Source organism: Streptomyces hokutonensis (assembly GCF_000376565.1).
Taxonomy (GTDB): domain Bacteria; phylum Actinomycetota; class Actinomycetes; order Streptomycetales; family Streptomycetaceae; genus Streptomyces; species Streptomyces hokutonensis.
This window is the reverse complement of record NZ_BARG01000030.1, coordinates 75,363-92,785: the sequence shown is the minus strand read 5'-3', so window position 1 is coordinate 92,785 and position 17,423 is coordinate 75,363. Positions and strand designations below refer to the sequence as shown.

General features: G+C 69.3%; 16 protein-coding genes. 4 read left to right on the top strand and 12 right to left on the bottom strand.

The window, feature by feature from the left end; translation table 11 throughout:
- Position 1: 1 nt before the first annotated feature.
- From SSP08S_RS17145 to SSP08S_RS17130, 4 genes are all read right to left on the bottom strand, one after another.
- Positions 2-2,176: an MMPL family transporter gene (locus SSP08S_RS17145; protein WP_019068838.1), complete on the bottom strand. Its 2,175-nt coding sequence runs from the start codon at positions 2,174-2,176 to the stop codon at positions 2-4.
- Positions 2,177-2,288: 112 nt separating this feature from the next.
- Positions 2,289-2,957 (bottom strand): response regulator transcription factor, encoded by a 669-nt coding sequence (locus SSP08S_RS17140; RefSeq protein ID WP_019068837.1) that lies wholly within the window; start codon positions 2,955-2,957, stop codon positions 2,289-2,291.
- A complete protein-coding gene (locus tag SSP08S_RS55410) occupies positions 2,954-4,150 on the bottom strand; it encodes a sensor histidine kinase (protein ID WP_158697174.1) in 1,197 nt (398 codons plus the stop codon). Before SSP08S_RS55410 ends, SSP08S_RS17140 begins: the two co-directional genes overlap by 4 nt.
- Positions 4,151-4,171: 21 nt before the next feature.
- Positions 4,172-4,684 carry a MarR family winged helix-turn-helix transcriptional regulator gene (locus SSP08S_RS17130; protein ID WP_162473529.1) on the bottom strand — a complete coding sequence of 171 codons (513 nt, stop codon included), beginning with the start codon at positions 4,682-4,684 and terminating at the stop codon, positions 4,172-4,174.
- A gap of 188 nt (positions 4,685-4,872) precedes the next feature.
- Between SSP08S_RS17130 and SSP08S_RS17125 the strand changes: the two genes are divergently transcribed.
- Positions 4,873-5,742: an SDR family NAD(P)-dependent oxidoreductase gene (locus SSP08S_RS17125; RefSeq protein WP_019068834.1), complete on the top strand. Its 870-nt coding sequence runs from the start codon at positions 4,873-4,875 to the stop codon at positions 5,740-5,742.
- Positions 5,743-5,820: 78 nt separating this feature from the next.
- Positions 5,821-7,086, top strand: a complete 1,266-nt coding sequence (locus tag SSP08S_RS17120; RefSeq protein ID WP_019068833.1) for a metallophosphoesterase — start codon at positions 5,821-5,823, stop codon at positions 7,084-7,086.
- A 34-nt stretch (positions 7,087-7,120) separates the two neighbouring features.
- On the opposite strand, the gene SSP08S_RS17115 is transcribed toward SSP08S_RS17120, so the two are convergent.
- From SSP08S_RS17115 to SSP08S_RS17090, 6 genes are all read right to left on the bottom strand, one after another.
- Positions 7,121-7,738, bottom strand: a complete 618-nt coding sequence (locus SSP08S_RS17115; RefSeq protein ID WP_019068832.1) for a hypothetical protein — start codon at positions 7,736-7,738, stop codon at positions 7,121-7,123.
- A gap of 57 nt (positions 7,739-7,795) precedes the next feature.
- Complete coding sequence (locus SSP08S_RS17110) at positions 7,796-9,928, bottom strand: xanthine dehydrogenase family protein molybdopterin-binding subunit (RefSeq protein ID WP_019068831.1); 2,133 nt, start codon at positions 9,926-9,928, stop codon at positions 7,796-7,798.
- Positions 9,925-10,917, bottom strand: coding sequence for an FAD binding domain-containing protein (locus SSP08S_RS17105; RefSeq protein ID WP_019068830.1), 993 nt, complete (start codon positions 10,915-10,917; stop codon positions 9,925-9,927). Before SSP08S_RS17105 ends, SSP08S_RS17110 begins: the two co-directional genes overlap by 4 nt.
- Positions 10,914-11,480 carry a 2Fe-2S iron-sulfur cluster-binding protein gene (locus SSP08S_RS17100; RefSeq protein ID WP_019068829.1) on the bottom strand — a complete coding sequence of 189 codons (567 nt, stop codon included), beginning with the start codon at positions 11,478-11,480 and terminating at the stop codon, positions 10,914-10,916. Before SSP08S_RS17100 ends, SSP08S_RS17105 begins: the two co-directional genes overlap by 4 nt.
- A gap of 127 nt (positions 11,481-11,607) precedes the next feature.
- Positions 11,608-12,093 (bottom strand): FMN-binding protein, encoded by a 486-nt coding sequence (locus tag SSP08S_RS17095; protein WP_019068828.1) that lies wholly within the window; start codon positions 12,091-12,093, stop codon positions 11,608-11,610.
- Between the two features lie 7 nt (positions 12,094-12,100).
- The gene (locus SSP08S_RS17090; protein WP_019068827.1) at positions 12,101-13,453 is read right to left on the bottom strand and encodes a ferredoxin reductase family protein; all 1,353 of its coding nucleotides are present in this window, start codon (positions 13,451-13,453) and stop codon (positions 12,101-12,103) included.
- 194 nt (positions 13,454-13,647) lie between these two features.
- Here SSP08S_RS17090 and SSP08S_RS17085 point away from each other — a divergent pair, with 194 nt between their 5' ends.
- Both SSP08S_RS17085 and SSP08S_RS17080 read left to right on the top strand, forming a co-directional pair.
- A complete protein-coding gene (locus tag SSP08S_RS17085) occupies positions 13,648-14,160 on the top strand; it encodes a MarR family winged helix-turn-helix transcriptional regulator (protein WP_228049389.1) in 513 nt (170 codons plus the stop codon).
- Between the two features lie 149 nt (positions 14,161-14,309).
- A complete protein-coding gene (locus SSP08S_RS17080; protein WP_019068825.1) occupies positions 14,310-15,068 on the top strand; it encodes a dienelactone hydrolase family protein in 759 nt (252 codons plus the stop codon).
- 83 nt (positions 15,069-15,151) lie between these two features.
- Here SSP08S_RS17080 and SSP08S_RS17075 read toward each other — a convergent pair whose 3' ends face one another.
- Together SSP08S_RS17075 and SSP08S_RS17070 are read right to left on the bottom strand one after the other, a co-directional pair.
- Positions 15,152-15,898: an SDR family NAD(P)-dependent oxidoreductase gene (locus SSP08S_RS17075; RefSeq protein ID WP_026178564.1), complete on the bottom strand. Its 747-nt coding sequence runs from the start codon at positions 15,896-15,898 to the stop codon at positions 15,152-15,154.
- A 184-nt stretch (positions 15,899-16,082) separates the two neighbouring features.
- A complete protein-coding gene (locus tag SSP08S_RS17070) occupies positions 16,083-17,357 on the bottom strand; it encodes an amidohydrolase family protein (RefSeq protein ID WP_019068823.1) in 1,275 nt (424 codons plus the stop codon).
- Between the last annotated feature and the right edge of the window lie 66 nt (positions 17,358-17,423).

Sequence of the window (17,423 nt, the reverse complement as noted above, 5' to 3'; positions counted from 1 at the left end):
ATCAGCGGGAGACCGGCTCGGGCTGCCGGTCCTCCTCGACCGTCTCCGCCGGGCCTTCGACGGACAGGTGCGGGAGGCGCTTGTCGAGCCAGCCGGGAATCCACCAGTTGGCCTTGCCGAGCAGGTACATCGTCGCCGGGACCAGGACCGTGCGCAGGACGAACGCGTCGATCGCCACGGCGGCGGCCAAGCCGATCCCGAACTCGGCGACGATCCGCTCACCGCCGAAGGAGAAGGCGATGAACACGCAGAACATGATGGTGGCCGCGGCGGTGATGACACGCCCCGTCTCCGCGATGCCCACCGAGACGGCCCGCTTGTTGTCGCGGGTGTGGATCCACTCCTCGTGCATCCGGCTGACGAGGAACACCTGGTAGTCCATCGACAGACCGAACAGCACCGACAGCATGATCACCGGCAGGAACGCCTCCACGGGTCCGGCCGCACCCCAGCCGAGGCGCTCCGAACCCCAGCCGTACTGGAAGAACGCGACGATCACGCCGAAGGAGGCGGCGGTGGCGAGGATGTTCATCACGGCGGCGACGAGCGGCACCATCAGACTGCGGAACGCCAGGAGCAGCAACAGGCAGCCGAGCGCGACGATCACCGTGAGGAACAGCGGGAGCTTGCCGGTCAGCACCTCGGCGAAATCGTCGAAGATCGCCGTCTGGCCGCCCACGTAGACCTGGAGCGTCGTGCCCTTCTCGGCGGCCGGGATCACATCGTCGCGGAGGTGGTTGATGAGGTCCGCGGTGTCCTCGGACTGCGGGGACGTTGTCGGGAAGACCTGGACGATGCCGACCTTGGCATCGGCCCCCGCCGGGAGCAGGGTCACGTCGGCGACGCCCTTGGTGTCGGAGACCTGCGTGGCCAGGCTCTCCAGAGCCTGCCGGTCGCCGGAGCCCGGCGTCTCCGCGACGAGCTGGAGCGGACCGTTGAACCCGGGGCCGAAGCCGTCGGCCAGGAGGTCGTATGCCTTGCGGGTGGTGGTGTCTTCGGGGTTGTTACCGGCGTCCGAGGAGCCCAGCCGCAGTGAGAGCACCGGCAGGGCGAGCACGGTGACCACCGCCAAAGAGATCACCGAAAGGACCACCCGGCGCCGTTCGGCGATCACGGCCCAGCGAGCCCACATGCCCGGCCGGTTTTCGCGGAGATCGGTCTGCGTGCGGCGTTCCTTACGGCTCAGCACCCGCATGCCGATGAAGCCGAGCAGCGCGGGCAACAGGGTGACCGCGGCGAGAACGGTGAAGACCACGGCCGTCGCCGACGCCACCGCCATGCCGTTGAGGAAGTCCACGCCGAGCACGAACAGGCCGAACAGGGCGACCACGACGGTACCGCCGGCGAACAGCACCGCGCGGCCGGAGGTGTCGATGGCCTTGATGACCGACGCCTCCATGTCCATGCCGGACTTCAGGTTGGAGCGGTGCCGGGTGACGATGAACAGCGCGTAGTCGATGCCGACGCCGAGACCGATAAGCGCGCCCAGGATGGGGCCGACCTCGCCGATGTTCATGACGTGGGTGAGCAGGGTGACGGTCATGAGGCCGACGCCGACCCCGGCGATCGCCGTGGCGATCGGCAGCAGCATCGCGAACAGCGAGCCGAACGCCACGAACAGCACGATCGCGGCGGCGACCACACCGACGAGCTCGCTCAGGCTCTGCTCGGACTCCTCGACCTGCCCGATCGGATCGCCGCCGAGCTCCACCTTCAGCCCGTCGACGCGCGCCTTCTCGGCCGTGTCGACGAACTTCTCCAGATTGGCCTTGTCCAGGTCCATGGCCTGCTTGGTGAAGTTCACGGCGGCGTAGGCGATGTGCCCGTCGTCGCTGATCTGCTTCGCGCCCTGCTTGCTGTACGGGCTGGTGATCGCGGCCACTTGCGGGATGTCGGCCAGTTGGTCGAGGGTGGCGGTCATCCGGTCCTTGACGGCGGCGTCCTCGACGTCACCGTCCGACTCCCACACGACCGTCGCGGTGGCGCCGGACTGGGCCGGCATTGTCTCCTGCAGCAGTTCGAGCGCCTTGGACGACTCGGTACCGGGCAGGGAGAAGCTGTCGCTGGCCTTGGTACCGGCGGCAGTCGACGCCAGGCCCACACCGGCTAGCAACGCCACCCAGAGGAGCACAACGACGAACCGGTGGCGGTAGCACCAGCGGGCAAGGGCGGACAAGGGAACTCCTCACGAGCGAGGCGGACACGATGCCTCCAGCGTCATCCGCGCGAGCCACCCGACCCGTCCGTCTGACGGATGGTTTCCGCCCTACCGCGATCGCGGTACCGCCCTACACCACGGGCGGAGAGCCAGCCCGGACCAGGCCCGTCTCGTAGGCGAGCATGACCAGTTGGGCCCGGTCATGCACACCGAGCTTGGCCTGCGTGCGGTTCACATGGGTCTTGGCGGTGGACGGGCTGATCCCCAGCCGTCCGGCGATCTGGTCGTTGCCGAGCCCGGCCGCCACCAGGACGAGGGTCTCCCGCTCCCGATCAGTGAGCACCCCAAGCCGCTCGGCGGCGGCACCGGTGTCCTGCGCGGGCCCGCGCAGGAACCGGGCGATCAACGCCCGCGTCGCAACCGGGGACAGCAGTTCCTCCCCCCGCGCCACCAAGCGGATCGCCTGCTGAAGCTCCGCCGGCTCCACGCCCTTGCCGAGGAACCCGCTTGCCCCGCTGCGCAACGCGGCAAACACGTACTCGTCGACCTCGAACGTGGTCAGCACCAGGACCCGGACGTGCGGCAGCGCGGAGGTGATCTGCCGGGTGGCGGTGAGGCCGTCCGCGCCGGGCATCCGGATGTCCATCAGCACGACGTCGGCCCCGGCGGCGAGCCGGACCGCCTCCCTTCCGTCGGACGCCTCGCCCACCACCTCCATGTCGGGCGTGGAGTTCACCAGGACCTTGAAGCCGGCCCTGACCAGCTCTTGATCGTCGGCCAGCAAGATTTTGATCGTCATGTTCCCGCCCCTTCGTGCGGCAGGAGGACGCGCACCTCGAACCAGCCGTCGGCCGTGCGCGCCGTGAACGTTCCGCCAAGGGCATGCGCGCGTTCCCGCATGCCGAGCAGCCCATGGCCGCCTTCCCCGCGTTCCAGGGCGTCCAGCCCGGTGGAGAGTCCCGAACGCGCCGCGGGATCCGACCGGTTGCGGACGTGGATCCGCAACGCGGACGGCAGATAGTGGAGTTCCAGCTCGGCGAAGGGTTGACAGGCGTACTTGCTCGCGTTCGTCAGCGCCTCCTGGACGACCCGGTACGCGGTGAGCCCCACCGCCGCAGGCAGGTCGACGGGCGGTCCGGTGACCTTCTGGTCGACGATCAGGCCAGCGGCTGCGAACCCCGCGATGAGGTCGGGCAGCGCGTCCACCCCGGGGGACGGCTCCACGGCCGCCTCGTCGGGGGCGTCCGGCCGCCGCAGCAGCCCGATCGAGGTGCGGACCTCCGTCAGGGAGGACCGGGCGGCCCGCCGGATGTGCGCGAGGGACTCCCTGGCCTGCCGGGGGTCCGTCTCCAGTACGTGGTCCACGACCGCCGCCTGCACGTTGATGAGGGCTATGTGGTGGGCCAGGACGTCGTGCAGCTCCCGGGCGATACGCAGCCGCTCGTCGATGACCCGGCGGTGCGCCTCCTCCTCCCGCGTCTGCTCGGCCCGCCGCGCCCGCTCCTCGACGGCGGCGATGTAGGCGCGCCGGTTGCGGACCGCGAAGCCGACCGCAGCGGCCGAGGCGCTCAACGCGATCAGCGCGATGCTCTCCGGGCCCAGCCATCCGCCGTGACCGAACACCACGCTCACGCCGGCCAGCAGGACCGCGACGACGGTGACCGCCGCCACCGCCTCGCGCCGCGGCCGGTGCAGTGCGCAGGTGTACATCGCGATCATCGTGGCCGGCATCAGCGGGCTCTTGTGCGGGCTGGACGCCAGGTAGACGGCCGTTCCCGAGGCCGTCGCGAGGAGCACCGCCCACGGCAGGCGCCGCCGGAAGACCAGGGACGCGCAGATCACGGCCCCGAAGAACGCGCCCCGGGCGGTCCACGGCCCGGTGCTGCTGTTCCCGTCCATGACCGGCACCAGCATCGAGATGCCGTACACCGCTACGGCCAACAGCACGTCCATGGCCGGTGGGCGCCCGGGACCGCTGGTTGCTGAAGTCACCTCTCGCCTCCCGAGCCGGGGTCAGCCTTGGCCGTAGGAGGGCATCTCTATGCCGCGTGCGCGCAGGGAGTCGCCCACCTTGGCCAGAAGCCTGAGCAGTTCGCTGCGTTCTTCGGACGTGAAGTCGTCGAAGAGTGCCGCGGCGGCTGCTTGCGAGGGGGCGAGTTCCTGCTCGACCACCTGTCGACCGGCCGGGGTGAGCTCGACCAGCCTGATTCGGCGATCACGGGGATGGGTGACCCGGCGGACGAGTCCTTCCTTCTCCAGTCCGTCGACCAGGACGGTCATGTTTCTGGGGGACAGGCCCAGGGGTTCGCCGAGCTCGCTCATTCCGGCCGGTTCGCTCTTGAGCGTCAGGCCGAGGAGCAGGATGGCGCGGGGCACCGTCATCGCGCCGATGGCCGCGGGCATGTTGACCTGTACCCACCGCCGCAGGCCCTTGCGGAGACCCGCGAACGCCGCGAGCAGCTGTTGGCCGGTCACAGAGGAGACGATCCCGCCGGGTGTCCCTGAGTCGTAAGTCGAAGTCGACACGGGACTCCTTATCAATTGACAGTATCTCCTTGGTTACATTAACAATGGTGTCAGAGGTGGTGCAGTTCCGGCAACCGGCAGTGAGTCGCCACCGTCGAGCCGCGCTCCAGGCCGCGCCGACAGAACCCCCACAGACCAGAACGGGACAACCAGCCATGAACCAAGTCACACCGCAGCGCGTTGTCGTCATGACCGGCGCCACCGCCGGGCTCGGCGCCCATGCGGTGCAGCGCATCGCTGCCCAGCCCAATACGCGGGTCATCATCGGTGCCCGCGGAAGCGGCACGGCACCGCGTGGCGCCGAGGTCATCCCGCTCGATCTGGCCTCGCTCGCGAGCGTCCGGGCATTCGCCGCCGCGGTGATCCAGGAGCTCGGTGAAGCCCGGATCGACATCCTGGTCCTGAATGCCGGCCGGCAGGCGGTCGGTGACGACCAGCGAAGCGCGGACGGCTTCGAGCTGACGTTCGCCGTCAACCACCTGGCCCACTATCTGCTGGCCCGACTCCTGATGCCGCACATGGCCAACTATGGCCGCCTGGTGATCACCACGAGTGACACGCATGACCCGAAGGTCACCCCTATCGGGCCCAAGACCCTTGAGCCCCAAGAGCTGGCGCACCCGAGCAAGAGCATCGGCGTGCGCGCCTATTCCTCGTCCAAGCTGTGCAACATGCTCACCGCGTTGTCCTTCGCGTCGCTGGACGAGGTGAAGGCCCGCGGCATCAGTGTGGTCGCCTTCAATCCCGGTCTGACCGGGGGCACCTCGCTCGGCCGCGAGGCCTCACGTGCCCGGCGGGTGCTCCTTACGGTCCTGATGCGCACCATCTTCCGCGTGGCCGGTCTCTTCAAGCCCGAATACGTCATGGGCACAGCCGAACGCTCCGGTGAAATGCTGGCGGAGGTCGCTCTCGGTACCGTCGCTCCACCGCCCGGACGGATCTACGTCTCCCTGGTCAAGGGCGACCCGACGTTCCCCGACCCCTCGGAACTGGCACGCAGCCGAGACGCCCAGGACATGCTGTGGCGCGAGAGCGCGGCGATGGTCGGCATCGCGTAGAAGCCGCCGAGGAGCGACGCGCGGAACACCGGGGCGTCGCAGCGCAAGACGTGGAACGCAAGAGAGGTCTGCTGCACTGTGGGAATCCTGTTCGTCCTGCTCATCCCGGTGGTCGTGGGGGTGATGGGCGGCCTGCACTGGTATGTCTGGCGCCGCGTCGTCCGAGACACGACCATGCCCGGCACAGTGGGGCGGCGGCTGGGCACCGCGGTGCTCGTCGCGGCCCCCGTCATCATGCTGGCGGCCTTCGTCGGCTCGCGGGTCGGGCTGCCGTTCCCCGTGGTGCAGGTCCTTTCATGGCCCGCATATCTCTGGGTCGCAGTCGCGCTCTACCTGCTCCTGGGCGTGCTCGCGGGTGAGGTGGTCCGGCCCGCGCTGACCTGGTGGCTGCGGCGCCGGGCCGGGCGGGCACCGCTTCCCGAGCGGAACGCCGAGCCGGTCAAAGTGCCTGATGACGCGACTGCTCCGACGCCACTCTCCGCACCTGCGGCCGACATCGGCGGCGAGGCCTCCGCAGACCTGTCACGGCGGATGTTCGCGGCCCGGCTGGTCGGCGGAGCGGCGGCCGCGGTGGCACTCGGCACCGTCGGCTACGGCACCTACGGAGTACTGCGCGGACCGCGGGTGAAGCGGGTGACGGTACCGCTGGCGAAGCTGCCCAGGTCGGCGCACGGCTTCCGGATCGCGGTGGTCAGCGACATTCATCTGGGCCCGATCCTCGGGCGCGGGTTCTCCGAGCGGGTCGTGGAGATCGTGAACTCGACTCAGCCCGACCTGATCGCCGTGGTCGGCGACCTGGTGGACGGGTCCGTGGCGGACCTGGGAACTGCCGTGGAGCCGATCTCCGGGTTCCGGGCTCGTCACGGGACGTTCTTCGTGACCGGCAACCACGAGTACTTCTCCGGCGCGGAGGAGTGGAAGGCCCATGTGCAGGAACTGGGACTCAAGCTGCTGGCGAACCAGCGGGTGGAGCTCCCGGCCTTCGATCTCGCCGGAGTGAACGACGTGACCGGTGAGGACCACCACGACGCCCCCGACCTCGCAGCCGCGCTGCGAGACCGGGACCCGTCACGGACGTCGGTTCTGCTGGCCCACCAGCCGGTGTTCATCGACGAGGCCGTACGGCACGGAGTCGACCTGCAGCTGTCGGGCCACACCCACGGCGGTCAGTTGTGGCCGATGAACTACGTGGCGGAGCTGGCGAACCCGACGGTGGCGGGGCTGGAGCGGTACGGCGACACACAGTTGTACGTGTCCCGCGGCGCCGGTGCCTGGGGCCCGCCGACCCGGGTCGGGGCGCCCTCAGACGTGACGGTGGTGGAACTGGCGTCGCTCCAGGCCTGAGACGGGTCCGGTCGGCGGGTTCGGTGCGACGACGCTATCTGCGCCATTCGGAAGCCAGGTGCGTCCCGGCCAACGCAACGACCAGTCCCCCACCCAGCGCCACCGCCAGCAGCGCCCCTCGCCCGGCACGCCACGGGATCACCTCCCCGTCGCGTCCGGGGCGGCGGCGCACTTCCGCGCCGATGAGGCGCGGAATGCGCCACACGTAAGCGAGGACATGCACCGTCATCACGGCGAGCCACGAAACGAAGCCAACTCTGTGCAGCATGAGCACGACATCCGAACCACTGCCGGGACCGAGCAGAGCCAACGCCACCCCGGTGCCCAGGACTACGACGCTCGTAATCACGACCAGCGGGCCCACGACCCGCAACAGCAGCGTCGGCGGCCCCTTGCGACGGTATGGGGACGATCCCGTGTAGTAGCGATAGAACCGGTAGCTGGTCGAACCGATCTTGAGGAAGACCGGGCCGATCAGCAGCAGCCCGACGAAGAAGTGCAGGGCGAGAAGTCGCCCAAGCAGGGGGATGGTGACGCCCTCGACGGCGAACAGCACCAGCAGCATCGCCCCGGTCGCGGCGGTCAGCCGCTCGTTCCCCTCCGGGCCGCCGGGCATCGCCCCCTGCCGATCGGCTCTGTCGTCCACCTGCATGTGGCGTCCGAGGGCGCGAGGTCTCATGGTTCTCTCCAACCCAACTCTCCCGAAGTATCAAGCACTTGGTGCTGCCAGGAGAACGCGGTCCGGTCGGATCGGCAGATGGCGGTGACGCACGCCGGTCGCGTGCCAGACCGCGTTGGCGATCGCCGCGGCGGCGCCCACGTTGCCGATCTCACCGATGCCCTTGACCCCGACCGGGTCGCCCGGGTCCGGGTCGTCCACCCAGTCCGCCTCGACGGCCGGAACATCGGCGTGCGCGGAGATGTGATAGCCCGCGAAGTCCGCACCCACCAGGCTGCCCGTGGCCTCGTCCAGGGCCGCCTCCTCGTGCAGGGCCATGGAGATGCCCCAGGTCATGCCTCCGATGAGCTGGCTGCGGGCGGTGAGCGGGTTGATGATCTGGCCCGCCGCGAACATGCCGAGCATGCGCCGCACACGCACCTCGCCGGTGGCGGGGTCGACTGCCACCTCGGCGAACTGCGCACCGTACGTGTGCCGTTCCTTGTCGTCGTGGTGGAGAGCACCGGCCTCCGCGAAGGTGTTGGCCATCACCGTGACGCCTTCCGGTGGAACGGCGGCGCCCTGGGACAACTGCTCCCGGAGTTGGGCGACCGCCTTCCTGATGGCAAACACCCAGGAACGGGTGCCTGCCGAGGCGGCCGCGACCATCGCGAACCCGAAGGCGGTGTCCCCGATCTCGACACGGACACGCTCGGGCGCCACCTCGAGCGCGTCGGCGGCCGCGAGGGTGAGCGCGGTGCGTGCTCCGGTCCCGAGGTCCGACGCCGCGATCCGCACCGTGAAGGTTGCGTCCGCGTTCGCGGTCACGGAGGCCGAGGACGGCATGACGTGCATGGGGTACGTGGCCGCGGCCGTGCCGGTCCCCAGCAGCCAGCGGCCTTCGCGGCGTACGCCGGGACGCGGATCACGTTCGGCCCAGCCGAACCTGCGGGCGCCTTCACGGAAGCAGGCAACCACGTTGCGGGCGCTGTACTCCCTCCCGGAGATCGGCCCACGCTCGGGCTCGTTGCGCAAGCGCAGTTCGATCGGGTCGATGCCGCACTTCTCGGCGAGTTCGTCCATCGCGCACTCCAGCGCGAACGAGCCCGGCGCCTCTCCCGGCGCCCGCATGAACCCGGGCGTCGGCACGTCCAGCCGCACCGCCAGGTTGGCCGTGTGGTGCGCGTCGGCGTCGTACATCATCCGGGTCATCATCGTGCTCGCCTCGACGTACTCGTACGTGGTCGAGGTCTGGCACAGGGAGCGGTGCTCCACCGCCCGCAGCTTCCCCTCGGGATTCGCACCGAGCCGGATCCGCTGGATCGTGGCGCTGCGATAACCGGTGAGGGAGAACATCTGGCGCCGGGTCAGCACCACACGGACCGGCCGGTCCAGGATGCGCGCGGCCATCGCGGCGGCCACATGGTGCGTCCGGGCCTGCGACTTGCTGCCGAACGCGCCGCCCACGTGCTCGGTCCGCACCCGGACAGCGGTCGGTTCGAGCGAGAAGACCTGCGCGAGAGCACCGGCCACGAACGGGCTGCCCTGGTTCGAGTCGAGGACTTCGAGCCGCTCCCCCTCCCAACGGGCCGTCACCGCGTGGGGCTCCATGGGATTGTGGTGCCCCTGCCCAGTGGTGTACTCGGCCTCGACGACGACGTCGGACGCGGCCAGCTCGGCGGCCAGGTCCCCCTTCTCCTCCGTCGCCGGCCTCAGCGGGCCGACCAGCGGGTAGACGCCAGGGTGGTCGTAGGAGAGGTCTACGTCATGCGACTCCTGGTCGTAGTCGACCTTGAGTGCCTCGGCGGCCTCCCTGGCCTGCTCGGACGTCTCAGCGACGACCAGTGCCACCGGCCATCCCGCGTAGGGCACCCGGTCGTGCTGGAAGACACCGAGCGTCGCGTCCGGGGGGCCCAGCTGCGGATCGACCCAGCTGATGTCGACCGGAAGGGCGTTGCCGTGATGCAGGACGGCGAGCACACCCGGCATGTCTAGGACGGGAGCCGTGTCGAGGGAGCGGACGCGGCCCCGGGCGATGGTGGACAGCACCAGCCAGCCGTGGGCGAGGCCTGGGAAGGGAACCTCCCCGGCGTAGCGGGCGGCCCCGGTGACCTTGTCCCGGCCCTCCACCCGGACATACGGGAGTCCGATGACTTTGCCGTGCGCCCCTGTTGTCGTGCTCATCGGGCGACCTCCTGGACCATCTCAGTCAGCACAGCCGCCACGAGGTTGTGCATCAGCCTCACCTTGTAGGCGTTGTGCGCAAGCGGCCTGGCCGCCGCGAGTTCGGCGTCGGCGGCCGCAGCGAAACTCACCGCCTCGGCCGGCGCCCCGGTCAGCATCTGCTCGGCGACGCGGGCCCGCCACGGCCGGGACGCCACCGCCCCGAAGGCCAGACGCACATCCCGTACGACGCCGTCCTGGATGTCGAGCGCGGCGGCGATCGAGCCGATCGCGAAGGCGTACGAGGCCCGCTCACGCACCTTGCGGTAGCGGGAGTTGGCCGCGACTGGGGTGGGCGGCAGGGTGACGCCGGTGATCAGCGCACCCGGCGGCAGTGCGGTCTCCCGGTGTGGGGTGTCGCTTACCGGCAGATAGAAGTCGGCGAGCGGCAGCTCTCCCGGCCCGTCGACCGTTTCGTACGAGACGACGGCGTCGAAGGCGGTCAGCGCCACGCCCATGTCGGAGGGGTGGGTGGCCACGCAGTGCTGGGAGGTACCCAGGATCGCGTGGTTGTGGTGCTCACCCTCGATGGCGGGACAACCGCTCCCGGGGACACGCTTGTTGCAGGCTTTGGTCACGTCGGTGAAGTAGCCACAGCGGGTGCGCTGGAGGAGGTTGCCGCCGACGGTGGCCATGTTGCGCAGCTGTCCTGAGGCGCCGGCCAGCACAGCCTGGGCCAACGCCGGGTAGCGGCGCCGGACTTCGGGGTGGACGGCGAGGTCCGTGTTGGTGACGGTGGCGCCGATGCGCAGGCCGCCGTCCTCGGTCGTCTCGATCCGGTTCAGGGGCAGTTCGCGTACGTCGACGAGCCGCGCCGGCCGCTCGACACCCGTCTTCATCAGGTCGACAAGGTTGGTGCCGCCGCCGAGGAACCGCGCCTCAGGATCGGCGTCGAGCAGTGCCACTGCGACGGAGACATCTGCCGCCTTCTGGTAGCCGAACTCCCTCATGCCGCTGTCGCCTCCTCGGTCCCGGCCTGCTCCGCGACGGTCGCCGCGGCCTGGGCGACGGCTTCGACGATGGCCACGTAGGCACCGCAGCGGCACAGGTTGCCGCTCATCCGCTCCCGGATCTCCTCCGCGCTCAGCGGCGCCGGCTGGGCCTCGGGTCGCACGTCATCCGTGACCGCGCTGGGCCAGCCGGCCGCGTGTTCCTCAATCACCGCGACGGCCGAGCAGATCTGCCCGGGGGTGCAGTAGCCGCACTGGTAACCGTCCAGGTCGAGGAACGCCTGCTGCACGGGGTGCAGTCGGCCGTCCTCGGACAGACCTTCGATCGTGGTGATCTCGCGGCCCTCGGCGGCCACCGCGAGTTGGAGGCAGGACACCGCCCGACGGCCGTCAAGCAGCACGGTGCACGCACCGCACTGCCCCTGGTCACAGCCCTTCTTGCTGCCGGTCAGATCGAGTCGCTCGCGCAGTGCGTCCAGCAGGGTCGTGCGATGGTCCACGGACAGCGTGTGTTTCTCGCCGTTGATGTTCAGGGTGACGGAACTGGACGTCGCTGGGGCCATGATCAGCCTTCCTGTAGCGCGCTCACGCGCCTTCGTTCATCCGTCGTCAAGCTATCTGAACACCGTACTCTTAACAAGAGGACAGTGTTCACTTAACTCCGCACGGGCGAAGCCCGGCCCCCCCGGGTCACTTCTTCGCGGCATCCAGCGCCGACTGGAGGGACTGCTGGTACCCCTGGCTCGTGTACGTGGCCCCGGACACCACGTCGATGTCCGCGCTCTGCGCGGAGAGCGCCTCCTGCTCCAGCTGCGCGACGGCGTAGTCGTTGAGCTGCTCCTCCAGCGGGTCGGCCTTGGGATACTCGACGGCCGCGACCTTGGTGATCTTGCCGTTCCGCAGCGTGACGCGGACCTGGACCGGACCGAACACTGTCTGAACCGAGTCACCGGTGACGGTCTTGGTCGCACGGGTGCCCATACCCGGGGACGCACTCGACCCGCCCGAATCGCCCGCCACGCTGTCACTGCTGGACGGAGCGGGCGCGGGCGCGGCCACGGTGATCTCCGGGGACGAATGCGGCTTCAGCGACAGCAGCAGCACCATCCCGGACACGGTGACGGCACTCGCCAGCACGATCCGGCGCAGCGGGCTCTTCCTCTTCAACGGGTGCATGACGACCTCACAGCTCGAACGACTCGTGATGGATCCGACGGGCCGGAACCCCTGCCGCACACAGCACTTCGTACATGTCCTCGGCGAACCCGGACGGCCCGCACAGGTACACGTCGTGGTCGACAAGCTCGGGCACCATGTTGTGCAGCGCGCCGGGCGTGAGGCGGGGCCGTTTGCCGTCCGCGCCGTTGAGTGCGTAGAGCACCTTGGCGCCGCGCCACCGGGCTATGGACTCCAACTCCTGCGCAAGGGCCAGGTCCTCGGCCGAGTGCGCCCGGTACAGCAGCGTCACCTCACCCGGCAGCGTCTCGAACAGGGCGCGCAGCGGGGTGATGCCCACTCCGGCCCCGATCAGCAGCGTCATGCCGGAGGTCTGCCGGTCGGCGGTCAGCGCGCCGTATGGGCCCGCCGCCCATACCCGGGTGCCCGGTCGCAGACGTGACACGGACGCGCTGTGGTTTCCGAGCGCCTTGACCGTGATGCGCAGCCGGTCGTGGCGGGGTGGCGCGGACAGCGAATACGGCGTCGACGTCCACCACATGCCGCTCGCGAGGAACCGCCACCGGAAGAACTGCCCGGGCTCGACACCGAGCTTCTCCAGGCGCCGGCCCCGGACGACGACGGACCACACATCCGGCGTTTCCCGTTGCACCGACTCCACCCGCAGCATGTGGCGCAGGTTGAGCCACACCGGGGTGAGGACCCGGAACCACACCACCAGCGCCAGGACACTCAGGTACAGAGCGAACCAGGCGGCCTTGGCGACCGGGCTCCCGATGAACTCAGCGCCGAGCTCGATCTGATGGCCGAAGGAGAGGAAGACCGACCCGTACGTCAGCAGATGCAGGTAGTACCAGAACTCGTAACTGACCCTGCGACGGACGGCGCGCGCCGAGACGACGCCGACGGCGAACAGGACGATCGTGCCGAGGGTGGCCGGGAGGACCCTAGGAAAGTGGAAGACGATGGTGGTCGTCTCACGCAGGAACGACGTCTGAGTGCGGGCCGCGTACCCGGCGATGATCAGCACGACGTGCGCGACCAGCAGACAGATCGTGTACCGCCCGGCCATCGCGTGCCAACGGGCCACCCGGTCCGAACCGATCCGCCGCTCGAGCAGCGGCACCCGGGCCATCAAGCCGACGAGCACCGCGCAGGAGTAGCCGCACAGCAGCCCCGCGATCCGCCCAGCCTCGGTCAGCCAGCCCGCGGCACCCACCACCGAGGTGGCGCTCTGCCACCACAGGGCGACCACGGCAGCCGCGCCGGCCCACAGCACAACCAGCAGCGGGATCGCCGGGGAACGACGTCCGGCGACCGGCGAGAAAGGAGGCGCCTGCTCCTCGTACACCGTGGTCATGATCTTTTCCTTTCGGGCGCGTCGACGCCGGAACGCGCAGGCGCAACTTCCGAGGCGGATGAGTGGGGCTCTGCCGGCCGCGGCATCGATCGCGACCCGACGGTGACGGCTCACTGCCGGTTGCCGGCACGGCGCCACCCTTGAGATCATTGTGAACGTAACCTCGGAGATAGTATCAATTGGTAAGGAAACAGTTGTCAAGATCTACTCATGAGTCAGGAACGCCCGGCAGATCCGGCTCGTCCGCGACCGGCCACCAACTGCTCGCCGGATTCGCGGGCCTACGCAAGGGCCTGCGGCAGTGGATGCAGATGAACATGCCCGCGGCCACCGGCACGATGACGGTGCCCCGCGCCACCCTGCTCCTCGGCCTGACCCTCAAGAGCGAACCGGCCGGCATGAGCGAACTCGGCGAACCCCTGGGCTTGTCCCCCAGAAACATGACCGTCCTGGTCGACGGGCTGGAGAAGGAAGGGCTCGTCCGCCGGGTCGCCCACCCCGACGACCGCCGGATCAAGTTGGTCGAACTGACCCCGGCCGGAAAAGACGTGGTCGAGCAGGAACTCGCCCCCTCACAGGCGGCCGCCGCGGCTCTCTTCGACGACTTCACCCCCGAAGAGCGAGGTGAACTACTCAGACTGCTGACAAAGGTGGGCGACTCCCTGCGCGCACGCGGCATCGACATGCCCTCCCGCGACCAGGGCTGACGCCACCTTGCCAAGCGGACTGCTGTCCACTACGGTCGAATACTAGTGGACAGCTGTCCGCTTAGCCTGTATTGCCGCATCCCAGTTGTTCACCGTTCAGAGGTGACGGCGCCACGGCCAGGCTCCACTCCCTCTGAATGGAGATCCCCATGACTGGAGTCCACGCGACGACCCTGAATCTGCCCACCCAGGGCGGAGTCGCCGACGCGTACCTCGCGCGCCCCGACGACGACGCCCCGCACCCGGCCGTCCTCTTCTACACGGACATCATGGGCGTGCGCCCGAGCATGAAGGGGATGGCGGACCGCCTGGCGGCGGCCGGCTACACGGTCCTGGTACCCAACGTCTTCCACCGCAGCAGCCCGGCACCTGTCGTGGAGATGCCCGAGGCCGTCACCGAAGACATCCTCTGGGACGTCGTCGGCAAGGCCGTGCCGGTGGCACAGGCGCTGACCCCGAGCGATGCGATGCGCGACGCCCAGATCTGGCTCGACTGCCTCCAGGCCAGCGAGTTCACCACCGACGGCCCAGTGGGCATCACGGGGTACTGCAATGGGGGCATGCTGTCCCTGCGCACGGCAGGCTCCTACCCGGACCGGGTCGCCGCCGCGGCCATCATCCACGGCTCCCACCTGATCACCGACGCGCCGGACAGCCCCCACCTGGCTGCCGAGCACATCAAGGGCGAGGTCTTCTTCGCCAACGGCGACAAAGACACGATCAACCCACCCGAGGAGGTCGAGCGCTTCAACGCGATCCTCTCCGCCGCCGGCGTCCGCCACCGCAGCGAGATGTACGCCGATGCCCAGCACGGCTTCTCCGCGCCCGACCTCCTGCCCCTCTACGACAGGGCGGCGGACGAGCGTCACTGGGCGGGCCTGCTCGACCTGTTCGGCCGCACCCTCTGACAGGCACAGACACCGCATCGACAGCGACGCCGCGTCCCGCACAGTGCGGGACGCGGCGTCGACTGGTACTTGCCGTACGAATGTCAGCGACGGGTGAGTCCCCCGTCTACGGCGATGATCTGGCTCGTGATGAACGCCGCCTCGTCGGAGGCGAGGAACGCCACCGTGTTGGCCACGTCCTCGGGCGTCTCCTGCCGCTTCAGGGCTTGCAACTGCATGTGATGCTCGAACACCTGCTCAGGAAGCCTGGAGAGCGTGAAGGGGGTCCGGACCACACTGGGAGCCACCGCGTTGACCGTGATGTTGTACTGCGCGAGGTCCGCCGCCATCGAGTAGGTGAGCCCGTTGATGGCGCCCTTGGAGGAGAGGTACGAGATAAAGCGCGGAGTGTTCTCCCAGTAGGCCGTGGTCGTCATATTGATCACCCGGCCGGCGCTGGATTCCTTGAGCTGGTCGAGGAACGCCTTGCACGTCAGGAAAATGCCTCCGGCGTTCACCGTCATGATCTTGAGCCAGCTGTCGAAGGTCGCGTTGTCGAAGTCGACCAGTTCCACGAGGGCCGCGTTGTTCGAGACGATGTCGACCGAGCCCAGAGCGTCCCGCACCCGCCCGGCGAAGGCGTTCATCTGCGCTTCGTCGGTGATGTCGACCTGCGCGCTGAAGAACTTCTGCCCCGTTGCTTCGACGAGTTCCCTGGTCTCGTCCGCCGGGTTGATGTCGGCGACCGCGATGTCGGCGCCTTCGGACGCCAGCTTCTTCGCGATCGCCTGACCGATTCCACTGGCGCCGCCGGTCACCACGGCGATCCTGCCTGCCAACTTTCCAGCCATGATGCAACTCCTCGGATTGAGATGAATCAGAAAATGACCCTCCACTGCCTGTCGAGCGAGCAGCGCGATACCCGCGCGCACCAGGTCGGGTATGACAGCTGTCTTGGAGCGGAGGGCCAGTTGGCCCGGCTGGACCGGTCGGCATCGCCGACCGGTCGTCGGGTCGTTCTTGGACGGGCCGCGGTCAGCTGCCGTTGACGACGGCCGCCGCGGCCCGCAGGGCCCGGGCCGCCCGGGGGAGGTCACCGTTGACCAGCCGACCCTCGGACTTCACCACCTGTCCGGCGACGAGGACCGTGTCCACGTTCTGGGGGTGGGCGGCGGTGACCACGGCCGCGATCGGATCACGGTCGGCGGTGAGGAGGCTGAGGTCGTCCAGTCGGAGCAGGATGACGTCGGCCTGCTTGCCGGGACGCAGCGAGCCGATCCGGTCGGCCAGCCCGAGCGCGGTGGCACCGTCCAGTGTGGCCATCCGCAGCACGTCCTTGACGCTCAGCCGCTGGTCGGCGTCGTCGGCGAGCTGGCTGGCGATCAGCGCGGCCCGCATGACGGAGAACATGTCGCCGGGCGCGGAGGTCACAGCGTCGGCGCCGAGCCCGGTGGTGACGCCGGCGCGGCGGTAGCGGCCCGTGACAGGCCGGCCGATGCTCAGCATCGCCTCCGTGCTCGGCGTGACCGAGGCGGTACCACCGGAGTCGGCAATCAGCTTCAGCTCGTCGTCGTCGAGCGAGTTGCCGTGCACGTAGAGGGCCTTGACGTCCAGCAGACCCTGCTCGCGCAGAACGGAGACCGGTTGCGTGGCGACGGGACCGGCGCTGACGTGGAACGTGACCGGCAGACCCAGCTCGGCCGCCAGACGCCAGTCCTCGGCCACCACCTCGGCCGGCGTGTACGACGGCCCGAGCGGGGCGAGCGCCATGGTGACGAGCGCGTCGTCGTCACCCAGCCGCTCTGCACGGATCCGGCGGGCATCGGCGTAGTTCCCGGCTCCGGTGAGAGGGAAGCCATAGCCGAAGACGGCGCGCAGCCCTGCCGCCCGCAAGCTGTCGACAGCCGCGTCGGCATGCTCGGGGGTGTGCAGCGCGTGCGAGAAGTCCATCAGGGTGGTGATGCCGGAGTCGAGGCTCTCCAGCGCGCCGACCAGGGTCGCGGCGTGGATGTCCTGCGGCCCCAGTCGCGCACCGAGCTGCCCCATGACACCGAGGTAACCCATGAGGTCCATGTCCACGGCCGCGCTGCGGAGCGCCGACTGCCACACGTGCCGGTGGGTGTCGACGAACCCGGGGAGAACGATCCGGTCGGTGGCGTCGATGACGGTGGCGCCTTCCGCGGGCAGGTCAGGGCCTACGGCGGTGATCCGGCCGTTCTCGATCAGGACGTCCGTGTGGGAGTGGACGACCGGTTCGGGCTCCGTGTCGATGACGTGGCCGTTGCGGAGCACGATGCGGGGGTCGGTCATGGTGTTGCCAATCTCTTCGACTCGAGAACGGGGCTGAAAGGCAGCGGTGAGCCGCGCGCCTCGACT

What these genes read in the sequence shown, in the direction of transcription:
- SSP08S_RS17140 (WP_019068837.1), bottom strand. Translation starts at nt 2,957, where the DNA reads ATGACGATCAAAATCTTGCTGGCCGACGATCAAGAGCTGGTCAGGGCC.
- SSP08S_RS17125 (WP_019068834.1), top strand. Translation starts at nt 4,873, where the DNA reads ATGACCGGCGCCACCGCCGGGCTCGGCGCCCATGCGGTGCAGCGCATC.
- SSP08S_RS17115 (WP_019068832.1), bottom strand. Translation starts at nt 7,738, where the DNA reads ATGCAGGTGGACGACAGAGCCGATCGGCAGGGGGCGATGCCCGGCGGC.
- SSP08S_RS17110 (WP_019068831.1), bottom strand. Translation starts at nt 9,928, where the DNA reads ATGAGCACGACAACAGGGGCGCACGGCAAAGTCATCGGACTCCCGTAT.
- SSP08S_RS17105 (WP_019068830.1), bottom strand. Translation starts at nt 10,917, where the DNA reads ATGAGGGAGTTCGGCTACCAGAAGGCGGCAGATGTCTCCGTCGCAGTG.
- SSP08S_RS17100 (WP_019068829.1), bottom strand. Translation starts at nt 11,480, where the DNA reads ATGGCCCCAGCGACGTCCAGTTCCGTCACCCTGAACATCAACGGCGAG.
- SSP08S_RS17095 (WP_019068828.1), bottom strand. Translation starts at nt 12,093, where the DNA reads ATGCACCCGTTGAAGAGGAAGAGCCCGCTGCGCCGGATCGTGCTGGCG.
- SSP08S_RS17090 (WP_019068827.1), bottom strand. Translation starts at nt 13,453, where the DNA reads ATGACCACGGTGTACGAGGAGCAGGCGCCTCCTTTCTCGCCGGTCGCC.
- SSP08S_RS17080 (WP_019068825.1), top strand. Translation starts at nt 14,310, where the DNA reads ATGACTGGAGTCCACGCGACGACCCTGAATCTGCCCACCCAGGGCGGA.
- SSP08S_RS17075 (WP_026178564.1), bottom strand. Translation starts at nt 15,898, where the DNA reads ATGGCTGGAAAGTTGGCAGGCAGGATCGCCGTGGTGACCGGCGGCGCC.
- SSP08S_RS17070 (WP_019068823.1), bottom strand. Translation starts at nt 17,357, where the DNA reads ATGACCGACCCCCGCATCGTGCTCCGCAACGGCCACGTCATCGACACG.